Raw genomic sequence first — 21,137 nt, forward strand, 5'->3', positions numbered from 1 at the left:
GAACTCACTCATGTCGTCTACCTTTGCCGCGCGGCCGTCGCGCGGCCGGCTCGCGCTCGCATGCGCGGCCGCTTTCGCGTGGCCGGCCGCGCACGCCGCCTCGACGGACGAGGCTCGCGCCGAGGCGGCCCGCGCGGGCGCCGATCGTCCCGCTTCCGCCGGCGTCGTCGCGCCGGCTGCACCGGCCGGCGATACGCTGACCGCCGTCAGCGTGACCGCGCAGCGGCAACCCGTCGATCCGGATACGCCGGCCGTCGTCACGTCGATCACGCGCGAGCAGATCGAGTCGCACACCAACGTCACCACCGAGGACGCGCTGAAGTACGCGCCGAACCTGATGGTCCGCAAGCGCTATATCGGCGACCGCAACAGCGTATTCGCGGGCCGCGACTTCAACGAGCTGCAGAGTGCGCGCGGGCTCGTCTATGCCGACGGCGTGCTGCTGTCGAACCTGCTCGGTTCGAGCTACGCGTATCCGCCGCGCTGGTCGCTGATTCCGCCCGACGACATCGCGCGTGTCGACGTGCTCTATGGCCCCTTTTCCGCGCTGTATCCGGGCAACGCGATCGGCTCGACCGTGCTGCTCACCACGCGCCGCCCGGAGAAGCTGGAGGCGTCGCTGTCGACGCAATTCTTCACGCAGCGCTACCACGACGGCTACGGGTTCGCGGACAGCTTCGGCGGCAATCATCAGACCGCGCGGATCGCCAACCGCGTCGGCCGGTTCTGGTTCGCCCTGTCGCTCGACCGGCTGGAGAACGACGGCCAGCCGATGCAGTATGCGAGCCCCAATTCCGCCTACAACCCGAAGCTGGGCGCCGCCGTGCCCGTGACGGGCGCCGCGACCGACATCGGGCCCAATGGCAGGCCGCGGACGATCGTCGGCGCGCAGACGATCGAGCGGACCGAACAGCTCAACGAGACGGTCCGCATGGGTTACGCGTTCACCGACCGCGTCGAGGCGACGCTCACGCTCGGGCATTGGGAAAACCACTACCGCCAGCACGGCGAAACCTTCCTGCGCGACGCGGCCGGCAATCCGGTCTACGGCGGCAACGTATCGATCGGCGGCCAGAACATGACCGTCGCGCCGAACGCGTTCGCGCCGCAGCGCGGCGACCAGGAGAACTGGCTGTACGCGCTCGGCCTGAACGGCCGGCTCGATTCGGGCTGGCGGCTGTCGGGCGTCGTGTCTGCATACGATGTGTCGCGCGACGTGCTGCGGGCGGCGTCGACCGTGCAGGGCGGTGCGGGCACGCTGTTCCAGGGCGACGGCACGGGCTGGCGCACGCTCGACCTGAAGGCCGAGGCGCCGGAGGTGAAGGGCCACACGTTCACGTTCGGCTATCACTACGACAACTACTTCCTGCGCAACGTCACGTACAACACGGCCGACTGGCTGGCCGGGCCGACCACGTCGCTCGCGAGTGTCTATCGCGGCGATACGCGCACGCAGGCGCTGTTCGGGCAGGACGCGTGGCGTTTCGCGCCGGGCTGGCTCGCGACGCTCGGGCTGCGCTACGAGCGCTGGGATGCGTATGGCGGCGCGCTCGGCAATGCGGGCGGCACGCTGGGTTACGCGGACCGCGGCGCAAACGCGCTGTCGCCGAAGGTCGCGCTGCAATGGGATGCGACGGACGTGTGGCGCTTCCGGCTGTCGTTCGCGACTGGCACGCGATTCCCGACGGTCGGCGAGCTGTTCCAGGGCACGATCTCGAACAACGCGATCGTCAACAACAACCCGAACCTGCGGCCGGAAAAGGCGATCGACTGGGACTTCACGGCCGAGCGCGACGTGGGCGTCGGCGTCGTGCGCGCGAGCGTGTTCCAGAGCGACCTGCGCGACTCGATCTACAGCCAGACGACGGTGTCGGGCGCGACGACCGTCACCAACATCTCGAACGTCGACCGCGTGCGCGTACGCGGCGTCGAACTCGCGTTCAGCGGCGAGAACGTCGGGCTGAGGGGGCTCGCGATCGACGCGAACGTGTCGGCAAGCAATGCGCAGATCCTCGCCGATGCCGCGAATCCGGCCTACGTCGGCTCGCGCTTCCCGCGCATTCCGCGCATGCGCGCGAACCTGCTCGCGTCGTATCGCTTCGACGAGCACTGGCTCGCGAGCGTCGGCGTGCGCTACTCGGGCCGCCAGTTCAACACGCTCGACAACAGCGACGTGAATCCGGATGTCTACGGCGGCACGAGTTCGTTCACGGTCGTCGACCTGAAGGCGCGCTACCGCCTCGATCGTCACTGGAGCGCGTCGCTCGGCATCGACAACCTGACGGACCGCCGCTACTACGTGTTCCATCCGTATCCGGGCCGCACCTTCTATGGAGAATTGAAATGGTCGCTGTGAAGTCGTTCGCGGCAGGCTGCGCGCTGTGGCTCGCGGTGCTGACGCCGGCCGGCGCGCATGACGCGCATGACGCGCACGATGCGTCGAAAGCCGCCGATCCGCATGCCGCGCACATGAACATGCAGGCCGCGCCTGCCCAGCAGAAGCAGCCGCTCGCGACGGGCGCCGCGTTCGATGCGCGTCACCGGCTGTGGGTCGCGTGGGTCGAAGGCGCGCATGTCGTCGTCGCGCATTCCGACGACGCAGGCCGCACGCTGTCGGCGCCTGTTCCCGTCAACGCGATGCCGGAGCCGGTCTACACGAGCGCCGAGAATCGTCCGAAGATCGCGACAAGTCCGGACGGGCGTGCGGTGTACGTGTCGTGGTCGATGCCGCTCGATGCGCCGTACACGGGCATGGTGCGTTTCTCGCGCTCGCTCGACGGCGGCGCGACGTGGAGCGTGCCTGTTACCGTGCACCGTGACCGGCAGGCGATCACGCACCGCTTCGACATGATGGCCGTCGATCCCGCCGGCAACATCGCGATTGCATGGATCGACAAGCGTGATCTCGTCGCGGCGAAAGCGGCGGGGCAGGCGTACGAAGGCGCGGCCGTCTACTACGCGGTGTCGCGCGACGGCGGCGCATCGTTCGAACCCGAGCGCAAGGTGACCGACCACACGTGCGAATGCTGCCGGATCGCGATGGCGATCGATCCGGCCGGGCGCATCGAGGCCGTATGGCGCAACGTGTTCCCGGGGCAGATTCGCGATCACGCGCTCGCGGTGCTGCCCGTCGTGGCGTCGGAGCAGGTCGTGCCGGTGCGCGCGACGTTCTCGAACTGGCATGTCGAGGCATGCCCGGAGCACGGGCCGGCACTGGCGATCACGCCGGACGGTACGCGCCACCTCGCATGGTTCGGCGTCGTCGACGGCCGGGCCGACGTGTTCTATTCGCGCATCGGCGCCGATGGCCAGCCGCGCGGCACGCCCTGGGCGTTCGGCGCGAATCCCGCCGCACCGGGCGAGCAGGCGTCGCATGCGGCGCTCGTCGCGCGCGGCGACGTCGTTTGGCTCGCATGGAAGGCGTTCGACGGCGACACGATGCAGATCAAGCTGCGCCGGTCGGACGATCGGGGCGAGCACTGGTCGGCGCCGCGCGTGATCGCGTCGACGTCGGGCGCGAGCGACAACCCGCAACTGCTCGACGATGCGGGCCGCCTCTATTTGTCGTGGCGCACGCGTAACGACGGTTACCGGCTGATCGCGGCGGAGGGGGCGCAATGATGCGGCTGATTGGGTTGATCGGCATCGTGCTCGCGAGCATGTCCGCGTGGGCCGGCGGCGAACTGCAGCCGCTGCGCGCGGCCGACGTCGCGCGGTTGGTTGCAACCGCGCACGAGCGGCCGCTGGCGATCGAGATCTGGTCGCTCGATTGCGGATACTGTCGCGAGAACGCCGCCCATCTGGTCGCGTGGCAGCGCCGTCATCCGGACGTGCAGCTCGCGATGGTCGCGATGGATGCGTATGACGACAACGGTGCGGCGATCGCGCAGGCGCTTGCGCAGATGAACCTGCCGCCGCAGGTTGCGCAGTATGCGAACGCGGAACCGATGCCCGAGCGTTTGCGCGCGGCACTGGATGCCGGATGGCGGGGGGAAATGCCGCGCACCGTGTGGATCGGGCGCGATGGCGCACGCGAGGCGCGCAGCGGATTGCTGACGGCCGACGTGCTCGATGGCTGGTTGCAGCACGCGAAGCGTTGAACGCGCGGGGGGCGCGCGGCGAACGGGCCGCGCGCCGGCCTGATGCGAAAACGCGCCCGAAGGCGCGTGGAGAGAAGCGTCAGGCCGCTCGCTTGAATAGCCGGATCACGAACAGCAGGATCACCGCGCCGACGACCGCGACGATCACCGAGCCGATGAAGCCGCTGCCGACGCTGATGCCGAGTATCCCGGCGAGCCAGCCGCCGATCACCGCGCCGACGATCCCGACGATGATGTCGACGATCAGCCCGAAGCCGCCGCCCTTGACGAGCAGGCCGGCAAGCCAGCCGGCGATTGCGCCGATGATGAGCCACATAATCAAGCCATGAGTCATGGTGGTCCTCTCCTTGGGTTGAGTCGAAATGACCGGACGCCGGCTGTCGCGCCGCAAGCTGGTTGAAAGCGGCGTGCGACCCGCCGCGCCGCCCACGCAATGTAACGCGATAGGCGGGTCAGAATCGTTAAGTAATGTTATGCACCCTTAAGCGGATTTTCCAGGGAATTCGTCTGGCTACGGCGCGGTTCGTGCGGGGACGATGCGCGACGAAATGAATCTGTAAGAAATGGCTGCCGTCGAAGTGCGTCGGTCACGCGTGTGACCGCCCGTGCGTTGTTGCCGGCAGGTGCGCGTCGGGCAGACCGTCGCCCGCATCGGCGATCAGTCGCGCGACAGTTGCGGCATCGCCGATCGCTTCGATCGACAGCAGTGCGAAACGGGCGAGAAAGAGCGACGCATCGGCTTCGCCGATCCGGGTCATCGTGTGGCACAGGTCGGTGTAGAGCGTGTCGCGTTCGGTGTCGGTCATCATGCGGTCTCCTGACGATCGGTTTCGGTTTCGGTGGATGTGCGCGGATGGAGCGCATGATCGAGTGCGGTGGCCAGATCGTCGGCATGCGCGTCGTGCCAGCGGCCGAGCACGTGCCCGTCCGGACGGACGAGATAGACGGTGCCGTTGCGTGCACCGTACAGGGCGAACAGCCTGCCGTCGTCGTCATGGCCGCTGCACGCCGGGTGCCGTGGTGCAGCATGCCGCGCGAGCGTGACGAGTGCGAACGGCACGTGCGCCTCGTGCAGGCGTTGCTCGAGCGCGGCGAGCGACGGATCGGGTACGCCATCGCTCGTGAAGCAGAACGCGGTGAAGCGTGGTGCGACGAGATCGGTCAGGTGGCCGCGGCGTGTGTCGTCGCCAGGTGCCGCATACAGCGTCAGCGGACATTCGGCGAGTACCGTGCCGGGTGCCGGGCCGGCCGCGAACGTGTCGCGTTCGGCTGCGTTGAGCGGTGACGCCGCATACGCGATGGCCGATGTCTGGCGCGGATTGATCAGCGAACGCAGTGCCGGATGCCGGACCGCGAGCGTCAGCACGGCCTTGCGCATCAGTTCGAATGCAAACGACGGCGGTGCCATGAACTCGGTGCTCTTCGTGCCGTAGCGCAGGTTCTCGTGCGTCGCGAATACGCGCTCGTCCGAGTAGCTGTCGAGCAGGGCGTCCGACGCGATGCCGCGGATCACGTACGCGAGTTTCCACGCGATGTTGTCGGCATCGTCGATACCCGAATTCGCGCCGCGCACGCCGAAGATCGGCACGAGGTGTGCGGCGTCGCCGCAGAACAGCACGCGGTCGTGCCGGTAGCGTTCGAGCGTCAGTGCGTTCGCCTTGTAGATCGTGATCCAGATCGGCGACCATGCGCCGCGCTCGCCCATCATGTCGAGCAGGTTCTGCACGCGCGGGATCACGTTCTCGGGCTTCACGGCCGCCTCGGCATCCTCGTCGTCGCGCAACTGGTAGTCGATCCGCCACACGTTGTCGGGCTGCTTGTGGACGAGCACCGTCGAGCCCGGGTTCGACGACGGATCGAAGTACGCGAGGCGCTCGGTGGGCCGGTCGCTGTCGAGCGCGATGTCGACGATCACGTAGCGGCCCTCGTAGCTCGTGCCCTGGAGCGACAGGCCGAGTGCATCGCGCATCGTGCTGCGTCCGCCGTCGCACGCGACGACCCGGTCGGCATCGAGCGCGTAGCCGCCGAGCGGCGTGTCGACGTCCAGGCGCACGCCGTCCGGTTGCCGCGTCACACCGGTGACCTTCGTCTGCCAGCGGATCTCGATGAGATCGGGGCGGCGGCGCGCGGCGTCCAGCAGGAACTGCTCGATGTGATACTGCGCGAGGTTCACCATCGGCGGCAGCTTCTGGTTCCCGTCCTGCGGCATCGTGAAATGCAGGACTTCATCGCGACGGTAGAAACTGCGTCCGCCGGTCCACGGCAACCCGACGCGCAGGAAATCGTCGAGCGCGCCGAGCCGTTCGATGATCTCGAGGCTGCGGCGCGAGATGCAGATCGCGCGGCTGCCGTGGCAGACCGAGTCGTCGGCTTCGATCAGCACGCTGCGGATGCCGTGATTCGCGAGGCCGAGCGCGACGGCGAGACCCACGGGGCCGCCGCCGACGATCGCAACGCGATGCCGGTGCGTATCGATGCCGTCGACGCAATCCGGCAGATGCGCGGGATGGCGCTCGGCGACGAACGGATAAGGTTTGAACGTGATGCTCATCGTTGGCTTCCACCGTGGTCGGGTTCGATGCGCACGCATCGATCGACGCGTGCAGCAGGTCGATGCAGTATGAAAGCCGGTCGTGCCGCCGGTGTCCCCATTTCGGGTACGGCGAAACACGGCGCGCGTGGCCGCGCTACGCCCGGCGCGAACGGAAACGCGTCAGGGCTGCAGGCACAGCGCAAACAGCTCGCGCTGGCTCGAAATGCCGAGGCGCCGGTACGCGCGCTTCTGGTAGGTGACGACGCTCGATGCCTTCACGCCGATGGTCTCGCCGATCTCGTGTGCGGTCTGGCCGTCGAGCACGCCGCGCAGCACGTCGAGTTCGCGCTTGGACAGGTCGGGGCACGCATGACGCAACCGCGCGAGCATCCGTTGCGGAATGCCGATCTGCGTCGCGCCGGCGAGCGCGTAGTGATGTTTCGCGGCCTGGGCGATCAGCGGCGCGAGTGTTTCGATCGCCGCGATCTCGCGCGGCTGGAACGCGCCGCTGCGATGCGCGCGGTACAGGTTGATCGACAGCCACGTCGCATCGTCGGGCTGCATCAGCAGCGCCAGCCGGTCGGATACGTCGGGGCCGCGATAGCATGCCGCGCGATACGCTTCGTGATCGATCTCGTCGCCGGCCTGCCGGTGCAGCAGCAAGTCGTGCCGGTGCGTGCCGCGATGGGCGGTCGATACGATCTGCTGGTTGCCGTCGAGTGCGTAGAAGTGCCGCGCGTAGGTGTCGGCGACGTCGCGCAGGTAGCGGCCGCCGCGACGATCGGCGACCGAGATCGTGCGCGGACGATTGCCGAACTCGTACGCGAAGATCGTGCATTGCGTGATCGACAGTGCATCGTCGAACAGCGTCAGGACTTCGGCCGCGAATGCGTTCGGCTCGCTGCCGCCGATCGCGGCGACGAGCCGCGTCGCGCGGGACACGTCCAGCTGTGCGTTGAGAGTCGGTCGCTCGAGACGCCAGGTGCGCATGATGCGGGGAAGGGGCGGAATGGTCCGGCGATTGTAATCGGCGGCACGCGGCGCGTGAGTCGGGGGATGCCCGCAAGCGGGGTGAGGCGGGGAAGGGCGCGCACGATTTCGGCGCCGGAAAAGAGAAAAGGTCTGACAAGCGATGCTTGTCAGACCTTTATGTCTTGGTGCCGGAGATAGGAGTCGAACCTACGACCTTCGCATTACGAATGCGCTGCTCTACCAACTGAGCTACACCGGCAGCAGAGAAATGAAATTATATGGTGAAATCCGAGATCTTGGCAATAGGTTTTGCGAACTTTTTTTCAGCTTGCTGCTGCTGCTTCGCGAAACCCTCGATCCGGCGGACTTCCCGCTTTCACTTCACTGTGATGCGACCGGTCAGGGCCACATCAAGAGGCGCGATTGTACTTGCGCATCGCACCTCCGTCTAGTGCTGCAGTGCAATTATTTTGCTTCGTCGTGATAGCCGGTGACGCGCTCGACTTCGTTCTTCGAGCCAAGGAACACGGGCACGCGCTGGTGCAGGCCCGTCGGCTGCACGTCCATGATGCGCTGCGTGCCGGTCGTCGCGGCGCCGCCTGCCTGTTCGACGATGAACGACATCGGGTTCGCTTCGTACATCAGGCGCAGCTTGCCCGGACGATCGGGCGTGCGCTTGTCGGCCGGGTACATGAAGATGCCGCCGCGGTTCAGGATCCGGTGCACGTCGGCGACCATCGATGCGATCCAGCGCATGTTGAAGTTGTCGCCGCGCGGGCCGTCCTTGCCGGCGTTCAGTTCGTCGACGTAGCGCTTGACCGGGTCGTACCAGTGGCGCGCGTTCGAGGCGTTGATCGCGTATTCGCGCGTGTCGGCCGGGATCTGCATGTTGCTCTGCGTGAGCACCCACGAGCCGACTTCGCGGTCGAGCGTGAAGCAGTTCACGCCGTTGCCGGTCGTCAGCACGAATACCGTTTGCGGGCCGTAGACGGCGTAGCCGGCCGCGACCTGCTGCGTGCCGGGCTGCAGGAACGACTCTTCGGTCGCCTGCTTGCCGTCCGGGCAGCGCAGCACCGAGAAGATCGTGCCGATCGACACGTTCACGTCGATGTTCGACGAGCCGTCGAGCGGATCGAACACGAGCAGGTATTCGCCGCGCGGATAGTTCGCCGGGATCGGGAAGAACGTTTCCATTTCTTCCGATGCCATCGCGGCGAGGTTGCCGCCCCATTCGTTCGCGTCGAGCAGGATTTCGTTCGACAGGATGTCGAGCTTCTTCTGCACTTCGCCCTGGACATTCTCGCTGCCGGCAGTGCCGAGCGCTTCGCCGAGCGCGCCTTTCGACACGTTGTAGCTGATCGCCTTGCACGCGCGTGCGACGACTTCGATCAGCAGGCGCAGGTCGGCGGGGAGGTTGTTGGTCTCACGTTGCTGTTCGATCAGGAACTTCGACAGCGTGGTGCGGCGGGCAATGGACATGACAGACTCCAAAAGGCCAAAGAGAATCCTTGAATGGCCGCAATTTTACCTGTCGCGCCTCCCGTGCCGCCGGCTTTTTTCGTCCGGTTACATCGCCGGGCGGCCGAACCGGCCGGGTTTCCGGCGGCACCGGCGGGCGGGTCGCGCGTCGCAGCGGCGGCCGGCCGTGCGGTCAGACCCCGTGATCGAGCCCGGTTTCAGCCGCGCTCGCGCAATAAAAAAGCCGGCGCCGCATCAGGCGGCACCGGCTTCATCGCGCGAATGCGACGCGAGCGGCGGCGTTACGCGAGCGCCTTCTCGACGATCTCGCGCACGTCGCGCGACTTCGCGCCGGCCGCGACCTGCTCGAGCGCTTCGCGCATCCGCTCGCGCAGTGCCGGCGTGAAACGGCGCCACAGTTCGAGCGAGCGCGCGAGGCGTGCCGCGACCTGCGGGTTGATCGCGTCGAGCGCGAGCACCTGTTCGGCCCAGAACGCGTAACCCGAGCCGTCCGCCGCGTGGAATTGCGCGGGGTTGGCCGCGCAGAAGCTGAAGATCAGCGAGCGCGCGCGGTTCGGATTCTTCAGGTTGAACGCCGGATGCGCGAGCAGCTTGCGCACTTTCGCGAGCGTCGGCTGCGCGGGCGTGCCGCGTTGCGCCGCCTGCATCGCGAACCACTTGTCGATCACGAGCGCTTCCTTCTCGAAACGACGATAGAAATCGTCGAGCGCCTGCTCGGCCGGCCCGCTCGCGCCCGCGGCGGCGGCGGACAGCAGTGCGCCGAGCGCGGCCGCGCGATCGGTCATGTTGTTCGCCGCGTCGTACTGCGCGGTTGCGAGGCGCACGGCATCGGCCGGATCCTCGAGTTCGGCGAGATACGCGAGCGCGAGGTTCTTCAGCGCGCGGCGGCCGGATGCCTCCGGCGTCGGCTCGTAGGCGCCGGGCGTCTGGTGCTGCTCGTACGCGGCGAGCCAGTCGGCGCGCAGCGCGGTCGCGAGCTGGCGGCGCACGAACTGGCGCGCACGATGCACGGCGGCCGGATTGGCTTCGGCCATCTGGTCGGCGAGATAGGTTTCCGACGGCAGCGTCAGCGCGAGTTCGCGGAACGCCGGCGACAGCGTCGCGTCGGTCAGCACGCGGCGGAACGCGGCGACGAAGTTCTCGCCGAGCACGAGCGGCTCGTTCGCGGCGGCACGCGCGGCGAGTGTCAGCAGCGCGCGCGTCGCGAGGCGCTGGCCGGCCTCCCAGCGGTTGAACGGATCGCTGTCGTGCGCGAGCAGGAACGCGAGATCGTCGTCGCTGTAGTCGTACTCGACGATCACCGGCGACGAGAAGTTGCGCAGCAGCGACGGCAGCGGCGCCTCCGGCACGTCGACGAACGTGAAGGTCTGCTCGGTGTCGGTGAAGTCGAGCACGCGCGTCGTGCCCGATGCGGCGGCTTCGCCGTCGAGACGCAGCGGCAGGTCGCGGCCGTCGCGGCCGATCAGGCCGATCGCGAACGGGATCAGCAGCGGCCCCTGCTGCGTGTCGCGCGCGGCCGGCGACGCGTCGCCGTAACCCTGCGCGAGCGTGACCGTGTAGCGGCGCGCGGCCGCGTCGTACGCGGTGCGCACCGATACGCGCGGCGTGCCGGCCTGGCTGTACCAGCGCTCGAACTGCGCGAGGTCGCGCCCGTTCGCGTCGGCCATCGCGTGACGGAAGTCGTCGCAGGTCACCGCGTGGCCGTCGTGACGCTTGAAGTACAGGTCCATCCCCTTGCGGAAGCCGTCGCGGCCGAACAGCGTCTGGTACATCCGCACGACTTCCGAGCCTTTCTCGTAGACCGTCATCGTGTAGAAGTTGTTGATCTCGACGTAGCTTTCCGGGCGCACCGGGTGCGCCATCGGGCCGGCGTCCTCGGCGAACTGCAGCTGGCGCAGCACGCGCACATCCTCGATGCGCTTGACCGCGCGGGCCGCCGATTCGACGTCGTCACCCGCGGCCATGTCGGCCGAGAATTCCTGGTCGCGGAACACCGTCAGGCCTTCCTTCAGGCTCAGCTGGAACCAGTCGCGGCAGGTCACGCGGTTGCCGGTCCAGTTGTGGAAGTACTCGTGGCCGACCACCGATTCGATGTTCGCGAAGTCGGTGTCGGTCGCGGTCTCGGGGTTCGCCAGCACGTACTTCGTATTGAAGATGTTGAGCCCCTTGTTCTCCATCGCGCCCATGTTGAAGTCGCCCACCGCGACGATCATGAAGCGGTCGAGATCGAGCTCGAGGCCGAAGCGCTTTTCATCCCAGCGGATCGAGTGGATCAGCGAATCCATCGCGTGACGCGTCTTGTCGAGATCGGCCGGCTCGACCCATACCTGCAGCAGCTTTTCCTTGCCCGAGCCGGTCGTGATCTTCTCTTCGATCGCGACGAGCTTGCCGGCGACCAGGGCGAACAGGTAGCTCGGCTTGCGGAACGGGTCTTCCCACTTCGCGAAGTGGCGGCCGTCGGGGAGGTCGCCCGAATCGACGAGGTTGCCGTTCGACAGCAGCACCGGGTACGCGGCCTTGTCGGCACGCAGCGTCACGATGTACGAGGCCATCACGTCGGGGCGGTCGAGGAAGTAGGTGATGCGGCGAAAGCCTTCGGCTTCGCACTGCGTGAAGAAGTTGCCGCTCGACACGTAGAGGCCCGACAGCGTCGTATTCTGGTCGGGTGCGCACGCGCTTTCGAGCGTCAGCTCGAACGCGTCGGGCACGTTCTCGACCGTCAGCCCGTGTTCGTGCGCGCGTACCGCACCGTGCGGCGCGCCGTTCAGCCAGGCGCCGAGGCATTCGAGCGCTTCGCCCATCAGTTCCAGGTGCGGCGTAGGCGCGGCATCCGGATTGCGGCGCACGCGCATCGTATTCCTGACGATCGTGCGGGCCGGCGCGAGATCGAATTCGAGCGCGACGGAATCGATGAGGAAGGCCGGCGGCGTGTAGTCGGCGCGGCGGATCACGGTGGAGGAGGCGTTGTCGGACATGGTCGTCGAGATCGGTGGAGTGGGGGACGGGCCCGTTGCGCGGGCCAGGCGAACCGGGCCATTGTACAAAGGCTTGCGGCCGCGTGCCGGGCGAACTTTTTACCGCTTTCGGCAGTCCGCGTATTATCGGCATCCCGTTACGGTTCGCGCGGTGCGACGAACGGGTGACGGATCGACGAGGATCAACATGAAACGCGATTGGATTATTCGCGGTGCGGGCTGGGCGGCGGCGCTGTGCGTGGCGCTGCTGACGGGCTGCACCAGCTATGTGACAACCCAGGTCACGGCCTTCTCCGACTGGAGCGGCAGCGACGCGACACGCACCTATGCGTTCACGCGCACCGATGCGCAGAAGAACAGCATCGAGCAGTCGACCTACGAGCCGATCGTCGCGAACGAGCTGTCCGCGTATGCGTTCCGGCAGGTGCCGCCGGCGCAGGCGCGCTATCTCGTCGGGCTGACCTATGCGGTCGGCAGCGATCTCGTGACGGTGCCGCAACCGGTCTACTACGATCCGTGGTTTGCGCCCGGGCCGTACTGGCGGCGCGGGCCGTGGGGCCCCTGGGGCCCGTGGGGGCCGATGCCGGCCGGCTATGTCGCGCAGACGTACCAGGTGTTCGACTACACGCTCGGGATCCGCATCACCGAGCGCGCGACGGGCAAGGAGGTGTACAACGTGTCCGCGCGCACGACCGGCGACAACGGCACGCTGCTGTATGCGATGCCGTTCCTCGCGCGCAGCGCGCTCGCCGATTTCCCGCTGTCGAACGGCGCGGTCCGCTCGGTCCGGCTGCCGGTCGACAAGCGCGGCGGGCCGGCGGCGCCGGCCGCCAACGAGCGCGCGGTGCCGGCTGCACCGGCGTCGGGCGCGGCCGTCGCGAAGTAGCGCAGTATCCCGCTCGGCGCGGCCGTCCGGCCGCGCCGGCCATTCCCCTCCGTCAGACCCCGATACCCAGCAGCGCCAGCACGCCGAGCACGACGAACAGCACGGCTGCGATCCCGTGCACGAGCTTGGTCGGCAGGCGGTGCGCGAAGCGGTCGCCGAGCAGGATCGCCGGCACGTTCGCGAGCATCATCCCGAGCGTCGTGCCGGCCACGACGCCGATGTAATCCTGGAAGCGTGCGGCTAGCGCGACGGTCGCGATCTGCGTCTTGTCGCCCATTTCCGCGAGGAAGAACGCGACGAGCGTCGCGCCGAATACGCCGAGCCGCGAGCGGTTGGCGTTGGCTTCGTCGGCATCGAGCTTGTCGGGCACGAGAATCCACAACCCCATCGCGATGAACGAGAACGCGAGCGCCCAGCGCATGATCGACGGCGTGACGAGCGCGCCGAGCCATTCGCCGAGTGCGCCTGCGAAACCGTGGTTCACGAGCGTCGCGACGAGCACGCCGAGAATGATCGGCACCGGCTTGCGATAGCGCGCGGCCAGAACGAGGGAAAGCAGTTGGGTCTTGTCGCCGATTTCAGCGAGGGCGACGGCGCCGGTGGAGATCAGGAAAGCTTGGGACACGGATGGGGTTCCACGGGCCGATGTTGTGCGTGCGAGCGACGATCCACGCCGCGCCGGGCCCTGATGCGGCGCGCTGTGAACCATCGGTCTCGCCAGGCCAACGTGGCTGCGTCCGCCATGGCCAAACGGCCAAGTCTGTTGACGGACGCCTCCGTCACGATGCGCGCCCGGGGCGCGGGACATCGAGCGGAGCGGCTACTCCCCAATGAGCGGCGAATTCTAGCACGGCGGATTGCGTGCGGGAAAGCGGCCGGGCCGGTGTGGGGCAGCGCTCCGGCACGCCGTTACCGTTACGCGGTGGCCGCGCGGCGCGCGGCGCCACGCTCGTGGACGAGTTCGCCGGCTGCGTAGGTGCGGTACACCGCGCGGTCGTCGCCGAGCAGCGCGAACGCGAACAGCAGTTCCTCGAGTGAATCCGCGCGCTTCGTGCGACGCGCGAGCAGCGGCGTGGCCTGCGGGTCGAGCACGACGAAGTCGGCTTCGGTGCGCGGCTTCAGCGTGCCGACCGTGTCGGCGAGGTCGAGTGCCTGCGCGGCGCCGGCCGTCGCGAGCCAGAACATCCGCGTGGCGGTCAGGTGGTGGCCCGACAGCCGTGCGACCTTGTGCGCCTCGTTCATCGTCTGCAGCATCGAGAACGACGTGCCGCCGCCGACGTCGGTCGCGAGCGTGACCGGCACGTCGTGTTCGCCGGCCTTGTCGAAGTCGAACAGCCCGCTGCCGAGGAAGAAGTTCGACGTCGGGCAGTGTGCGACGACGGTGCGCGTCTCGGCCATCCGGCGGCGGTCCTCGTCGTCGAGGTGGATGCAGTGGCCGTACACCGCGCGCGGACGCAGCAGCCCGTAGCGGTCGTAGATGTCGAGATAGCTGCGATGGCCGGGGAACAGTTCGGCCACCCATTTCACCTCGTCGACGTTTTCCGCGACGTGGCTCTGCACGAACACGTCCGGATGGCGGCGCGCGAGTTCCCCGCACGCCTCGAGCTGCGCCTCGGTCGACGTCGGCGCGAAGCGCGGCGTCAGCGCATACATCTGGCGGCCCTTGCCGTGCCAGCGGTCGATCAGCTCGGCGCTGTCGTCATAACCCGATTGTGCGGTGTCGCGCAGGAACTCGGGGCAGTTGCGGTCCATCAGCACCTTGCCCGCGATCATCCTCAGGTCTCGCGCGTCGCTCGCCGCGAACAGTGCATCGGCCGACTGCTTGTGCACCGTGCAGTAGACGAGCGCGCTCGTCGTGCCGCACGCGAGCAGTTCGTCGACGAAGAAATCGGCGACTTCGCGCGCATGCTCGGGATCGCCGAACTGGCGCTCGGTCGGGAACGTGTACTTGTCGAGCCACGGCAGCAGGCCCGGCGCCGGCGACGCGATCATGTCCGTCTGCGGATAGTGGATGTGCGTGTCGATGAAGCCCGGCACGATCAGCTTGTCGCGCAGGTCGTGGACGACCGCGTCGCGCGCGAGCGTTGCCGCGAGTTGCGCGTACGGGCCGGCCGCGACGACCTTGCCGTCGGCGACGATCAGGAGGCCGTCGGTCTCGTAGTTCGCGGCCTGGCTCGATTGCGCCGGGTCGCCGTTGAAGGTCAGCAGCTGGGAACGGAAAGCGGTTTGCGTCATGACGAATGGTCCTGCATCAAGGTAAGGCGAACAGAAGAAAGCGATCGACGCCGCACGGGGGCGGGACGGTGCTTCGCGAGCGGTGGCGGCACGTTGCGTGCGGCACGACCGGAGGCGATTGCGCGGGCGAATGCGGCGGCCGAAGCCGCCAGCCAGTGGTTGCCGGCTAACCTCGCGACCGTTGCGCTCGCGACCGATGCGGCGGCGAACGGAACGGCACACCGCGACGGCAGGCACCGGCGAGCGACGACGCATAGCGCCGTCGTCACTCGCGCACGCACGCGAGCGGCCCGGCGCAAGGCCGGACCGGTGGTCGCGAGGCGGATGCCGTTGCCGTGTCTCATCTGTCTAGCGTTCCTCGATGCGGGCCGTCACGCGGCCTGCCAGTACGCGTCGAGGCGCGCGTACAGTGCGTCGCGCTGCGCCGGTTCGATGAACGACGCCTCGAAGCCGTTGCGGATCACCGCGTGGACTTCCGCATCCGTGAGCTGCAGCCCTTCGGCCGTCGCGAAGTAGTTTTCATTGACGTAGCCGCCGAAATACGCCGGATCGTCGGAGTTGATCGTTACCGCGACACCGCGGTCGAGCAGCGCCTTCAGCGTGTGCTTCGCCATGTCGTCGAATACGCACAGCTTCAGGTTCGACAGCGGGCAGACGGTCAACGCCGTGCGCGTTTTCGCGAGGCGTTCGACGAGTGCGGCGTCTTCGATGCTGCGCACGCCGTGGTCGATCCGGTCGACCTTCAGCACGTCGAGTGCTTCGTAGATATAGGCCGGCGGGCCTTCCTCGCCTGCGTGTGCGACGAGCTTCAGCCCGAGTGCGCGCGCCTTCTCGAACACGCGTGCGAACTTGGTCGGCGGATGGCCGAGCTCGGACGAGTCGAGGCCCACGCCGATCAGCCGGTGGCGATAGCGCTCGAACAGCGGCAATGCGGATTCGAACGTCGCGAGCGCGTCCTCTTCGGACAAGTGGCGCAGGAAGCACAGGATCAGCTTGCTCGACAGCCCGCGCTGCTCGGCATCGGCGAGTGCGCGCTCGATGCCCGCGACGACCGTCCCGATCGGCACGCCGCGCTCGGTGTGCGTCTGCGGATCGAAGAACAGCTCGGTGTGGACGACGTTGTCGGCGAGCGCGCGTTCGCAGTACGCGGCCGTCATGTCGTAGAAATCCTGCTCGGTCAGCAGCACGCTCGCGCCGGCGTAATAGATGTCGAGAAACGACTGCAGGTCGGTGAACGCGTACGCGGCGCGCAGCGCGTCGATCGAGTCGTACGCGAGCTTCACGCCGTTGCGCTGCGCGAGCGCGAAAATCAGTTCGGGCTCGAGCGAGCCTTCGATATGGATGTGCAGCTCCGCTTTCGGCGCGCGGGCAATCTTGTCCTTGAATGTCGGGGTCATGGCGTCGTTCTTGGTCGGTCAGTAGGTAGGGGAAGCCTGCGCGGACGCATTCGCCTCGACGGCCTGCAGCAATTGCGCAGCCACCGAGATCGCGATCACTTCGGGCGCCTTGTCGATGATGCCTTCGACACCGATCGGGCAGCGCATCCGCGCGACCTGGGCCGGGTCGATGCCGATCGCCGCGAGGCGATGATCGAACTGCACGCGTTTTGCGTGCGAGCCGGTCATCCCGAAGTACGCATAGTCGCCCCGTCGCAGGATGCGCTCGGCCAGCACGAAATCGAGCGCGTGGTCGTGCGTCATCACGACGAAGTAGGACTGCGGCGGCGCTGCGTCGACCGCGTCGGCCGGGGCAGCGGCCGCGTCGATCGCGAGATTGCCGATGCCGGCGAGCGCGTCGGCTGGCGGGAACACCGCATCGGGCCCGTCGATCCAGCGCACGTGGCACGGCAGCGTCGCCAGCACCTTCACGAGCGCGGTGCCGATGTGCCCGGCGCCGAACAGCATGACGGGGAACGCATACGGCGCGATCGTTTCGGTCATCAGCGATACGCCGCCGGTTTCCCACAGCAGGCAGTCGGCATGCGCGGCTTCCGATTCGGGCTCGCTCAACAGCGGCGCGCCCGGCGAGGGGCCGAATGATACGCTACGCACGGTCGCGGTGCCGGCCGCGACGCGCTTCGCGAGCGACATGATCCAGCCGAGATCGCCGACGTCGAGCCGCTCGAACGCGAGCACCACGGCGCCGCCGCAGCACTGGCCGAGACTCGGGCCGAGCGCGAGCCGCTCGAGCCTGCGTGCGTGCGGCACGTGCGCGCCATCCTTCAGCAGATGCCGTGCGATCTCGATCGCCTTCCATTCCAGATGACCGCCGCCGATCGTATGGCGGGCCGTGTCGCGCGTGACGAGCATCTTGGTGCCGGCTTCGCGCGGCGCGGAGCCGTCGGTATGCGCGACCGTCACGAGCACGGCCGCTTCGCCGTGCGCGAGCAGTTGCTGCAGATCGCCGAGCCAGGCTTCCATCAGCACACCCCGTTCGGAACGACGCGGCACGACACGCGGCGCGGGCTGGCGGGCGTGGCAATGACGAGGACGGACGGGAACAGGGCAGGCCGGCCGCACGCTTGAAGCGGTGCGACGGCAGCGCGCCGACGGCGCGCGCGAACGGCGCCGCCGGACTCGCGGACGCCATGAGGGTGACGGATGCGGATGGTTTGCGTTGTCATGATGAATCCAGTCGACATTGCGGATCGGGCGCGCGTTACGCAGGGGTGGTGAGACCGCCTGGCCTCGCGCACGTAGATCGCCATCCAGTCCCGAAGATAGCACCGCCACGCGGCGCGAACATGGCCGGGCGGTGATCCGGGCTATCAGGAGGCGATCATGTCGATCATAGGCCCGCCGCGCGGGATCGGGGCGCCGATGCGTGCACATCGGGCTGGAACGCATGCGTGACGGGGCGTGGGCGCGACGGTCGCGCGACGCGCGTTCGCCCGGCGATCCGGGCGGCGGCGGAGTAGGTGTTTACGCGTGGCCGGCCGGAGAGGGCCGGCGAAAGCGCCGGTTGGCGTCGTCGGCGCACGGCCCGCGCGAGCGGGCCGTGCATGCCGGGTGGCCGGCAAAGCGGCCGGCCGGTCAGCCCGCGAGCTTGCGGCGATGGCGCCAGAGGCTCGAGACGGCCGCCACCAGGATCACGGCGAAGCCGATCAGCGCCCAGCCGGGCAGCAGGATGCCGAAGATCGGCGGGTAAACGGTCTCGCACAGGCCGGCGACCTTGAACATGCCGGGGAACCACTGCGCGGGCGGCAGGCTGTCGACGATCGGCTGCAGCGTGTCGAAGCCGCAGCTGAAGCCCGGATTCATCTGGATCGACAGGTGCCGCGCGGCCGTGCCGACGCCACCGGCCGCGGCGATCGCGATCAGCAGTTCGAGCACCCAGACGCCGCGCCAGTTGCGGATCCCGGCGGCCAGGAACGCGAAGATCCCGATCGCGGAGAAGAAGTAGCGCTGGATGATGCACAGCGGGCACGGATCTTCGTTTTTCACGTACTGCAGGTACAGCGCGCCAGCCAGCAGGGCGATGCACGCCCATCCGAGCAGCATCAGCAGGCGGCGTTCACGGCGTAGCGCAAGCGTGTAGTCGTTCATGTCGGCGGGGTTCCTCGTCGGTCGGTCCGGAAAACAATCGCGCGATTTTAGCGCGAACGGTCTGGCACGAAACTGACAGCGCGCGTGCGGCAACCTGCCGCACCGCGCGCATGGCCCGCCGGCGCCGGGCTGGCGCGGTCAGCGGATCGTGTTCAGCACGGCCTCGACCGCCTGGCCGATCGCAAGCAGCGCGTCGTCGCGATGCGGCGCCGCCGTGAGCATCAGGCCGACCGGCGCCGCGTCGCGCGGATGGCACGGCAGCGACAGGCCGCACGCGTCGAGGAAGTTGAACGCGCTCGGGTTGCGCAGGATCAGCGCATTGGTGCGCGTGAACGCGTCGTCGTCCGTTTCGAGGTCGGCGATGCGCGGCGGCACGACCGGCACCGTCGGCGCGACGAGCGCATCGAAGCGTGCCCAGACCGTGTGCGCGGCTTCGTCGAGCATCGCGGCGCGCGCGGCGAGCAGGTCGAGGTAGTCGGCCGCGCTCGCGGGTTCGCCCTTCAGGATCCGCGTGAGCACGCGCGGGTCGTACTGGTCGCGATGCTGGGCGAGCAGCGGGCGATGCCATGCGTACGCCTCGATCGGCGAGAAGCCGAAGCGGTTGATCTCCGGCAGCCGGTCGAGTGCGGGGAAGCGCACTTCGGTGACGATCGCGCCGGCGGCTTCGAGATGCTTGAGCGCGGTGTCGAGCGCGGCTGCAACGTCGGCGTCGACGCCGTCCGTCACATAGTTCGTCAGCACGCCGAGCCGCACGCCTTCGAGCGGCCGGGCGGCCGGCACGTGCGGCTCGAGGCCCGCGAGCATCCGGTCGACGAGCGCGCAGCACGCGACCGTCAGGCCGATCGGGCCGAACGAGTCGAGCGTCGTCGACAGCGGCACGCCGCCTTGCGTCGGGATCCGGCTCGCGGTCGGCTTGAAGCCCGTCAGCCCGCACAGCGCGGCCGGGATGCGGATCGAGCCGCCGGTGTCGGTGCCGAGCGCGACGGCGGCCATCCCGTCGGCGACGGAGGCGGCCGCCCCGGACGACGAGCCGCCGGAAATCCGCGCATCGCCCGGCACGTCACGGTGATACGGCGAGCGCGGATGGCCGAAATGCGGATTCAGCCCGAGCCCCGAGAACGCGAATTCGCTCATGTTGGTGCGGCCGACCAGCACCGCGCCCGCCCGCTTGAGCCGCGCGACGGCGACCGCATCGGTACGCGCCGCCGGCGCCCCGTCGAGCACGCGCGACCCCGCGCGCGTCACCTGGCCGGCGACGTCGAACAGGTCCTTCACCGATACGGGAATGCCCGCGAGCGGCGACAGCACGGTGCCCGCGGCGCGCAGCCGGTCGTGCGCGTCGGCGGCGGCGCGCGCGTTGTCGGCGTCGACTTCGGTGAAGACGGCCGCGCCCTGACCCGACGGATCGGCGATCCGCTCGAGCGCGGTGTCGACGAGCGCGCGGCTGGTGGTGCGGCCGGCCGCGAGATCGGCGGCGAGCTGGGCGAGCGGGGGGAAGGGCGTGAAAGTGGTCATGGGCGGCTCAGGGGCGAAGATGTTGAAGAAGCGTGGAGCGGAACGAATCGATATGGCCTTCGACGGCTGCGCGTGCGCCGGCGGCGTCGCGCGCGGACAGCCGCCCGAACAGCTCGCGGTGTTCGTGCTGGACGTCGGCGAGATGGTGCGGTTCGGACAGCGTGACGAACCAGAAGCGCAGCGAGCGCTCGTGCAGCGCGCGCAGGATTTCGGCGAGGACCGCATTGCGCGCGGCCGCGGCGATCGCCTGATGAAACGCGCGGTCGAGTTCCATCATCCCCTCGACGTCGTGCGTATCGACGCAGGCCTGCCCGTCGTCGAGCAGCGCGGCCATGCGCGCGAGATCGTCCGGCGTCGCATGGCGCGCGGCGAGTTCGGCGCAGTGCGCTTCGTTGATGCGCCGCACGTCGATCACCGCGACGATGTCGTCGAGCGACAGCGGCTGCACCATCAATCCCTTGCGCGGCATCACGGACAGCAGCCCTTCGAGCACGAGCCGATGCACGGCCTGGTGCACCGGCGTGCGGCCGATCCCGGTGCGTGCGACGAGGTCGGCTTCGTTGAGCGCGGCGCCCGGCTTCAGGCGCATCGTGATGATGTCGCGCTGAATCAGCGCGTACGCGCGGTCGGCGAGGCTGGCGGCCGGCGCGGCGGGCCGCTCGCGGGTGACGTCGGGCAGGGTACTCATGCGGGGTGCGGCGTGGCGGCCGAACGGGGCGCGATCATGGCGCGGGCAAACGGGAGCGTGGGCGATGCATGGATATTATTGTGATATATCACTGGTGTCCAGTGCGGGCGACGAGACGCCGGTGGCACCGGCACGCAAACGGGGACGCGCCCCGGCGCCGCGTGCGTCGAGTTGCAACAATATCGACAGGATGTTGCAGGTTTGCCGTG

Annotated in this window: 17 protein-coding genes, 1 tRNA gene and 1 riboswitch; of the genes, 4 read left to right on the forward strand and 14 right to left on the reverse strand. The window is 68.4% G+C overall.

Going from position 1 to position 21,137, the window contains the following annotated elements:
- The first annotated feature begins 10 nt into the window (after nt 1–10).
- The 3 genes from ACWMMN_RS05050 to ACWMMN_RS05060 are packed head-to-tail and all read left to right on the forward strand — an operon-like array spanning nt 11 to nt 4,100.
- A complete protein-coding gene (locus ACWMMN_RS05050) occupies nt 11–2,356 on the forward strand; it encodes a TonB-dependent receptor (RefSeq protein WP_174993454.1) in 2,346 nt (781 codons plus the stop codon).
- The gene (locus ACWMMN_RS05055) at nt 2,344–3,621 is read left to right on the forward strand and encodes a sialidase family protein (protein WP_342703820.1); all 1,278 of its coding nucleotides are present in this window, start codon (nt 2,344–2,346) and stop codon (nt 3,619–3,621) included. The genes ACWMMN_RS05050 and ACWMMN_RS05055 overlap by 13 nt, the downstream gene beginning before the upstream one ends.
- Nucleotides 3,618–4,100 (forward strand): TlpA disulfide reductase family protein, encoded by a 483-nt coding sequence (locus tag ACWMMN_RS05060; RefSeq protein WP_486423058.1) that lies wholly within the window; start codon nt 3,618–3,620, stop codon nt 4,098–4,100. The genes ACWMMN_RS05055 and ACWMMN_RS05060 overlap by 4 nt, the downstream gene beginning before the upstream one ends.
- Before the next feature lie 79 nt (nt 4,101–4,179).
- Here the strand turns inward: ACWMMN_RS05060 and ACWMMN_RS05065 are convergent, their stop codons facing one another.
- The 7 genes from ACWMMN_RS05065 to pepN form a co-directional block, all read right to left on the reverse strand.
- A complete protein-coding gene (locus ACWMMN_RS05065) occupies nt 4,180–4,434 on the reverse strand; it encodes a GlsB/YeaQ/YmgE family stress response membrane protein (protein ID WP_059235555.1) in 255 nt (84 codons plus the stop codon).
- Nucleotides 4,435–4,687: 253 nt separating this feature from the next.
- Complete coding sequence (locus ACWMMN_RS05070) at nt 4,688–4,909, reverse strand: hypothetical protein (protein ID WP_256085679.1); 222 nt, start codon at nt 4,907–4,909, stop codon at nt 4,688–4,690.
- Entirely contained in the window at nt 4,906–6,651 is a 1,746-nt protein-coding gene (locus ACWMMN_RS05075) for an FAD-dependent oxidoreductase (protein ID WP_256085680.1), read from the reverse strand. Before ACWMMN_RS05075 ends, ACWMMN_RS05070 begins: the two co-directional genes overlap by 4 nt.
- 162 nt (nt 6,652–6,813) lie before the next feature.
- Nucleotides 6,814–7,623 (reverse strand): helix-turn-helix transcriptional regulator, encoded by an 810-nt coding sequence (locus tag ACWMMN_RS05080; RefSeq protein ID WP_174993456.1) that lies wholly within the window; start codon nt 7,621–7,623, stop codon nt 6,814–6,816.
- Nucleotides 7,624–7,788: 165 nt separating this feature from the next.
- Nucleotides 7,789–7,864: transfer RNA gene (locus ACWMMN_RS05085), tRNA-Thr, on the reverse strand.
- Nucleotides 7,865–8,070: 206 nt separating this feature from the next.
- Nucleotides 8,071–9,084 carry a class 1 fructose-bisphosphatase gene (locus ACWMMN_RS05090; protein ID WP_486423059.1) on the reverse strand — a complete coding sequence of 338 codons (1,014 nt, stop codon included), beginning with the start codon at nt 9,082–9,084 and terminating at the stop codon, nt 8,071–8,073.
- Nucleotides 9,085–9,365: 281 nt separating this feature from the next.
- Nucleotides 9,366–12,059 carry an aminopeptidase N gene (pepN, locus tag ACWMMN_RS05095; protein WP_256085681.1) on the reverse strand — a complete coding sequence of 898 codons (2,694 nt, stop codon included), beginning with the start codon at nt 12,057–12,059 and terminating at the stop codon, nt 9,366–9,368.
- Nucleotides 12,060–12,246: 187 nt separating this feature from the next.
- On the opposite strand from pepN, the gene ACWMMN_RS05100 reads away from it, so the two are divergent.
- Nucleotides 12,247–12,945 carry a DUF4136 domain-containing protein gene (locus ACWMMN_RS05100; RefSeq protein WP_059235545.1) on the forward strand — a complete coding sequence of 233 codons (699 nt, stop codon included), beginning with the start codon at nt 12,247–12,249 and terminating at the stop codon, nt 12,943–12,945.
- A 52-nt stretch (nt 12,946–12,997) separates the two neighbouring features.
- Here ACWMMN_RS05100 and ACWMMN_RS05105 read toward each other — a convergent pair whose 3' ends face one another.
- From ACWMMN_RS05105 to ACWMMN_RS05135, 7 genes are all read right to left on the reverse strand, one after another.
- Nucleotides 12,998–13,570 (reverse strand): TMEM165/GDT1 family protein, encoded by a 573-nt coding sequence (locus tag ACWMMN_RS05105; RefSeq protein ID WP_059235544.1) that lies wholly within the window; start codon nt 13,568–13,570, stop codon nt 12,998–13,000.
- Nucleotides 13,571–13,664: 94 nt separating this feature from the next.
- Nucleotides 13,665–13,786, reverse strand: a riboswitch (yybP-ykoY riboswitch).
- Between the two features lie 74 nt (nt 13,787–13,860).
- Nucleotides 13,861–15,180: a guanine deaminase gene (gene guaD, locus ACWMMN_RS05110; protein ID WP_059235542.1), complete on the reverse strand. Its 1,320-nt coding sequence runs from the start codon at nt 15,178–15,180 to the stop codon at nt 13,861–13,863.
- A gap of 371 nt (nt 15,181–15,551) precedes the next feature.
- The gene (locus ACWMMN_RS05115; RefSeq protein WP_059235539.1) at nt 15,552–16,577 is read right to left on the reverse strand and encodes an adenosine deaminase; all 1,026 of its coding nucleotides are present in this window, start codon (nt 16,575–16,577) and stop codon (nt 15,552–15,554) included.
- Nucleotides 16,578–16,595: 18 nt separating this feature from the next.
- Complete coding sequence (gene xdhC, locus ACWMMN_RS05120) at nt 16,596–17,600, reverse strand: xanthine dehydrogenase accessory protein XdhC (protein WP_486423060.1); 1,005 nt, start codon at nt 17,598–17,600, stop codon at nt 16,596–16,598.
- A gap of 612 nt (nt 17,601–18,212) precedes the next feature.
- Nucleotides 18,213–18,725, reverse strand: coding sequence for a disulfide bond formation protein B (locus tag ACWMMN_RS05125; protein ID WP_059235535.1), 513 nt, complete (start codon nt 18,723–18,725; stop codon nt 18,213–18,215).
- A gap of 138 nt (nt 18,726–18,863) precedes the next feature.
- On the reverse strand, nt 18,864–20,240 hold the full coding sequence (locus tag ACWMMN_RS05130) for an amidase (protein WP_342703831.1): 1,377 nt from the start codon (nt 20,238–20,240) through the stop codon (nt 18,864–18,866).
- A 7-nt stretch (nt 20,241–20,247) separates the two neighbouring features.
- On the reverse strand, nt 20,248–20,928 hold the full coding sequence (locus ACWMMN_RS05135) for a GntR family transcriptional regulator (RefSeq protein ID WP_059235531.1): 681 nt from the start codon (nt 20,926–20,928) through the stop codon (nt 20,248–20,250).
- Between the last annotated feature and the right edge of the window lie 209 nt (nt 20,929–21,137).

It is taken from the genome of Burkholderia cepacia complex sp. TUM26381, assembly GCF_057439935.1.

What these genes read in the sequence shown, in the direction of transcription:
- ACWMMN_RS05065 (WP_059235555.1), bottom strand. Translation starts at nt 4,434, where the DNA reads ATGACTCATGGCTTGATTATGTGGCTCATCATCGGCGCAATCGCCGGC.
- ACWMMN_RS05070 (WP_256085679.1), bottom strand. Translation starts at nt 4,909, where the DNA reads ATGATGACCGACACCGAACGCGACACGCTCTACACCGACCTGTGCCAC.
- ACWMMN_RS05080 (WP_174993456.1), bottom strand. Translation starts at nt 7,623, where the DNA reads ATGCGCACCTGGCGTCTCGAGCGACCGACTCTCAACGCACAGCTGGAC.
- ACWMMN_RS05090 (WP_486423059.1), bottom strand. Translation starts at nt 9,084, where the DNA reads ATGTCCATTGCCCGCCGCACCACGCTGTCGAAGTTCCTGATCGAACAG.
- ACWMMN_RS05130 (WP_342703831.1), bottom strand. Translation starts at nt 20,240, where the DNA reads ATGACCACTTTCACGCCCTTCCCCCCGCTCGCCCAGCTCGCCGCCGAT.
- ACWMMN_RS05060 (WP_486423058.1), top strand. Translation starts at nt 3,618, where the DNA reads ATGATGCGGCTGATTGGGTTGATCGGCATCGTGCTCGCGAGCATGTCC.
- ACWMMN_RS05055 (WP_342703820.1), top strand. Translation starts at nt 2,344, where the DNA reads ATGGTCGCTGTGAAGTCGTTCGCGGCAGGCTGCGCGCTGTGGCTCGCG.
- xdhC (WP_486423060.1), bottom strand. Translation starts at nt 17,600, where the DNA reads ATGGAAGCCTGGCTCGGCGATCTGCAGCAACTGCTCGCGCACGGCGAA.
- ACWMMN_RS05100 (WP_059235545.1), top strand. Translation starts at nt 12,247, where the DNA reads ATGAAACGCGATTGGATTATTCGCGGTGCGGGCTGGGCGGCGGCGCTG.
- pepN (WP_256085681.1), bottom strand. Translation starts at nt 12,059, where the DNA reads ATGTCCGACAACGCCTCCTCCACCGTGATCCGCCGCGCCGACTACACG.
- ACWMMN_RS05075 (WP_256085680.1), bottom strand. Translation starts at nt 6,651, where the DNA reads ATGAGCATCACGTTCAAACCTTATCCGTTCGTCGCCGAGCGCCATCCC.
- ACWMMN_RS05135 (WP_059235531.1), bottom strand. Translation starts at nt 20,928, where the DNA reads ATGAGTACCCTGCCCGACGTCACCCGCGAGCGGCCCGCCGCGCCGGCC.
- ACWMMN_RS05125 (WP_059235535.1), bottom strand. Translation starts at nt 18,725, where the DNA reads ATGAACGACTACACGCTTGCGCTACGCCGTGAACGCCGCCTGCTGATG.
- guaD (WP_059235542.1), bottom strand. Translation starts at nt 15,180, where the DNA reads ATGACGCAAACCGCTTTCCGTTCCCAGCTGCTGACCTTCAACGGCGAC.
- ACWMMN_RS05115 (WP_059235539.1), bottom strand. Translation starts at nt 16,577, where the DNA reads ATGACCCCGACATTCAAGGACAAGATTGCCCGCGCGCCGAAAGCGGAG.
- ACWMMN_RS05050 (WP_174993454.1), top strand. Translation starts at nt 11, where the DNA reads ATGTCGTCTACCTTTGCCGCGCGGCCGTCGCGCGGCCGGCTCGCGCTC.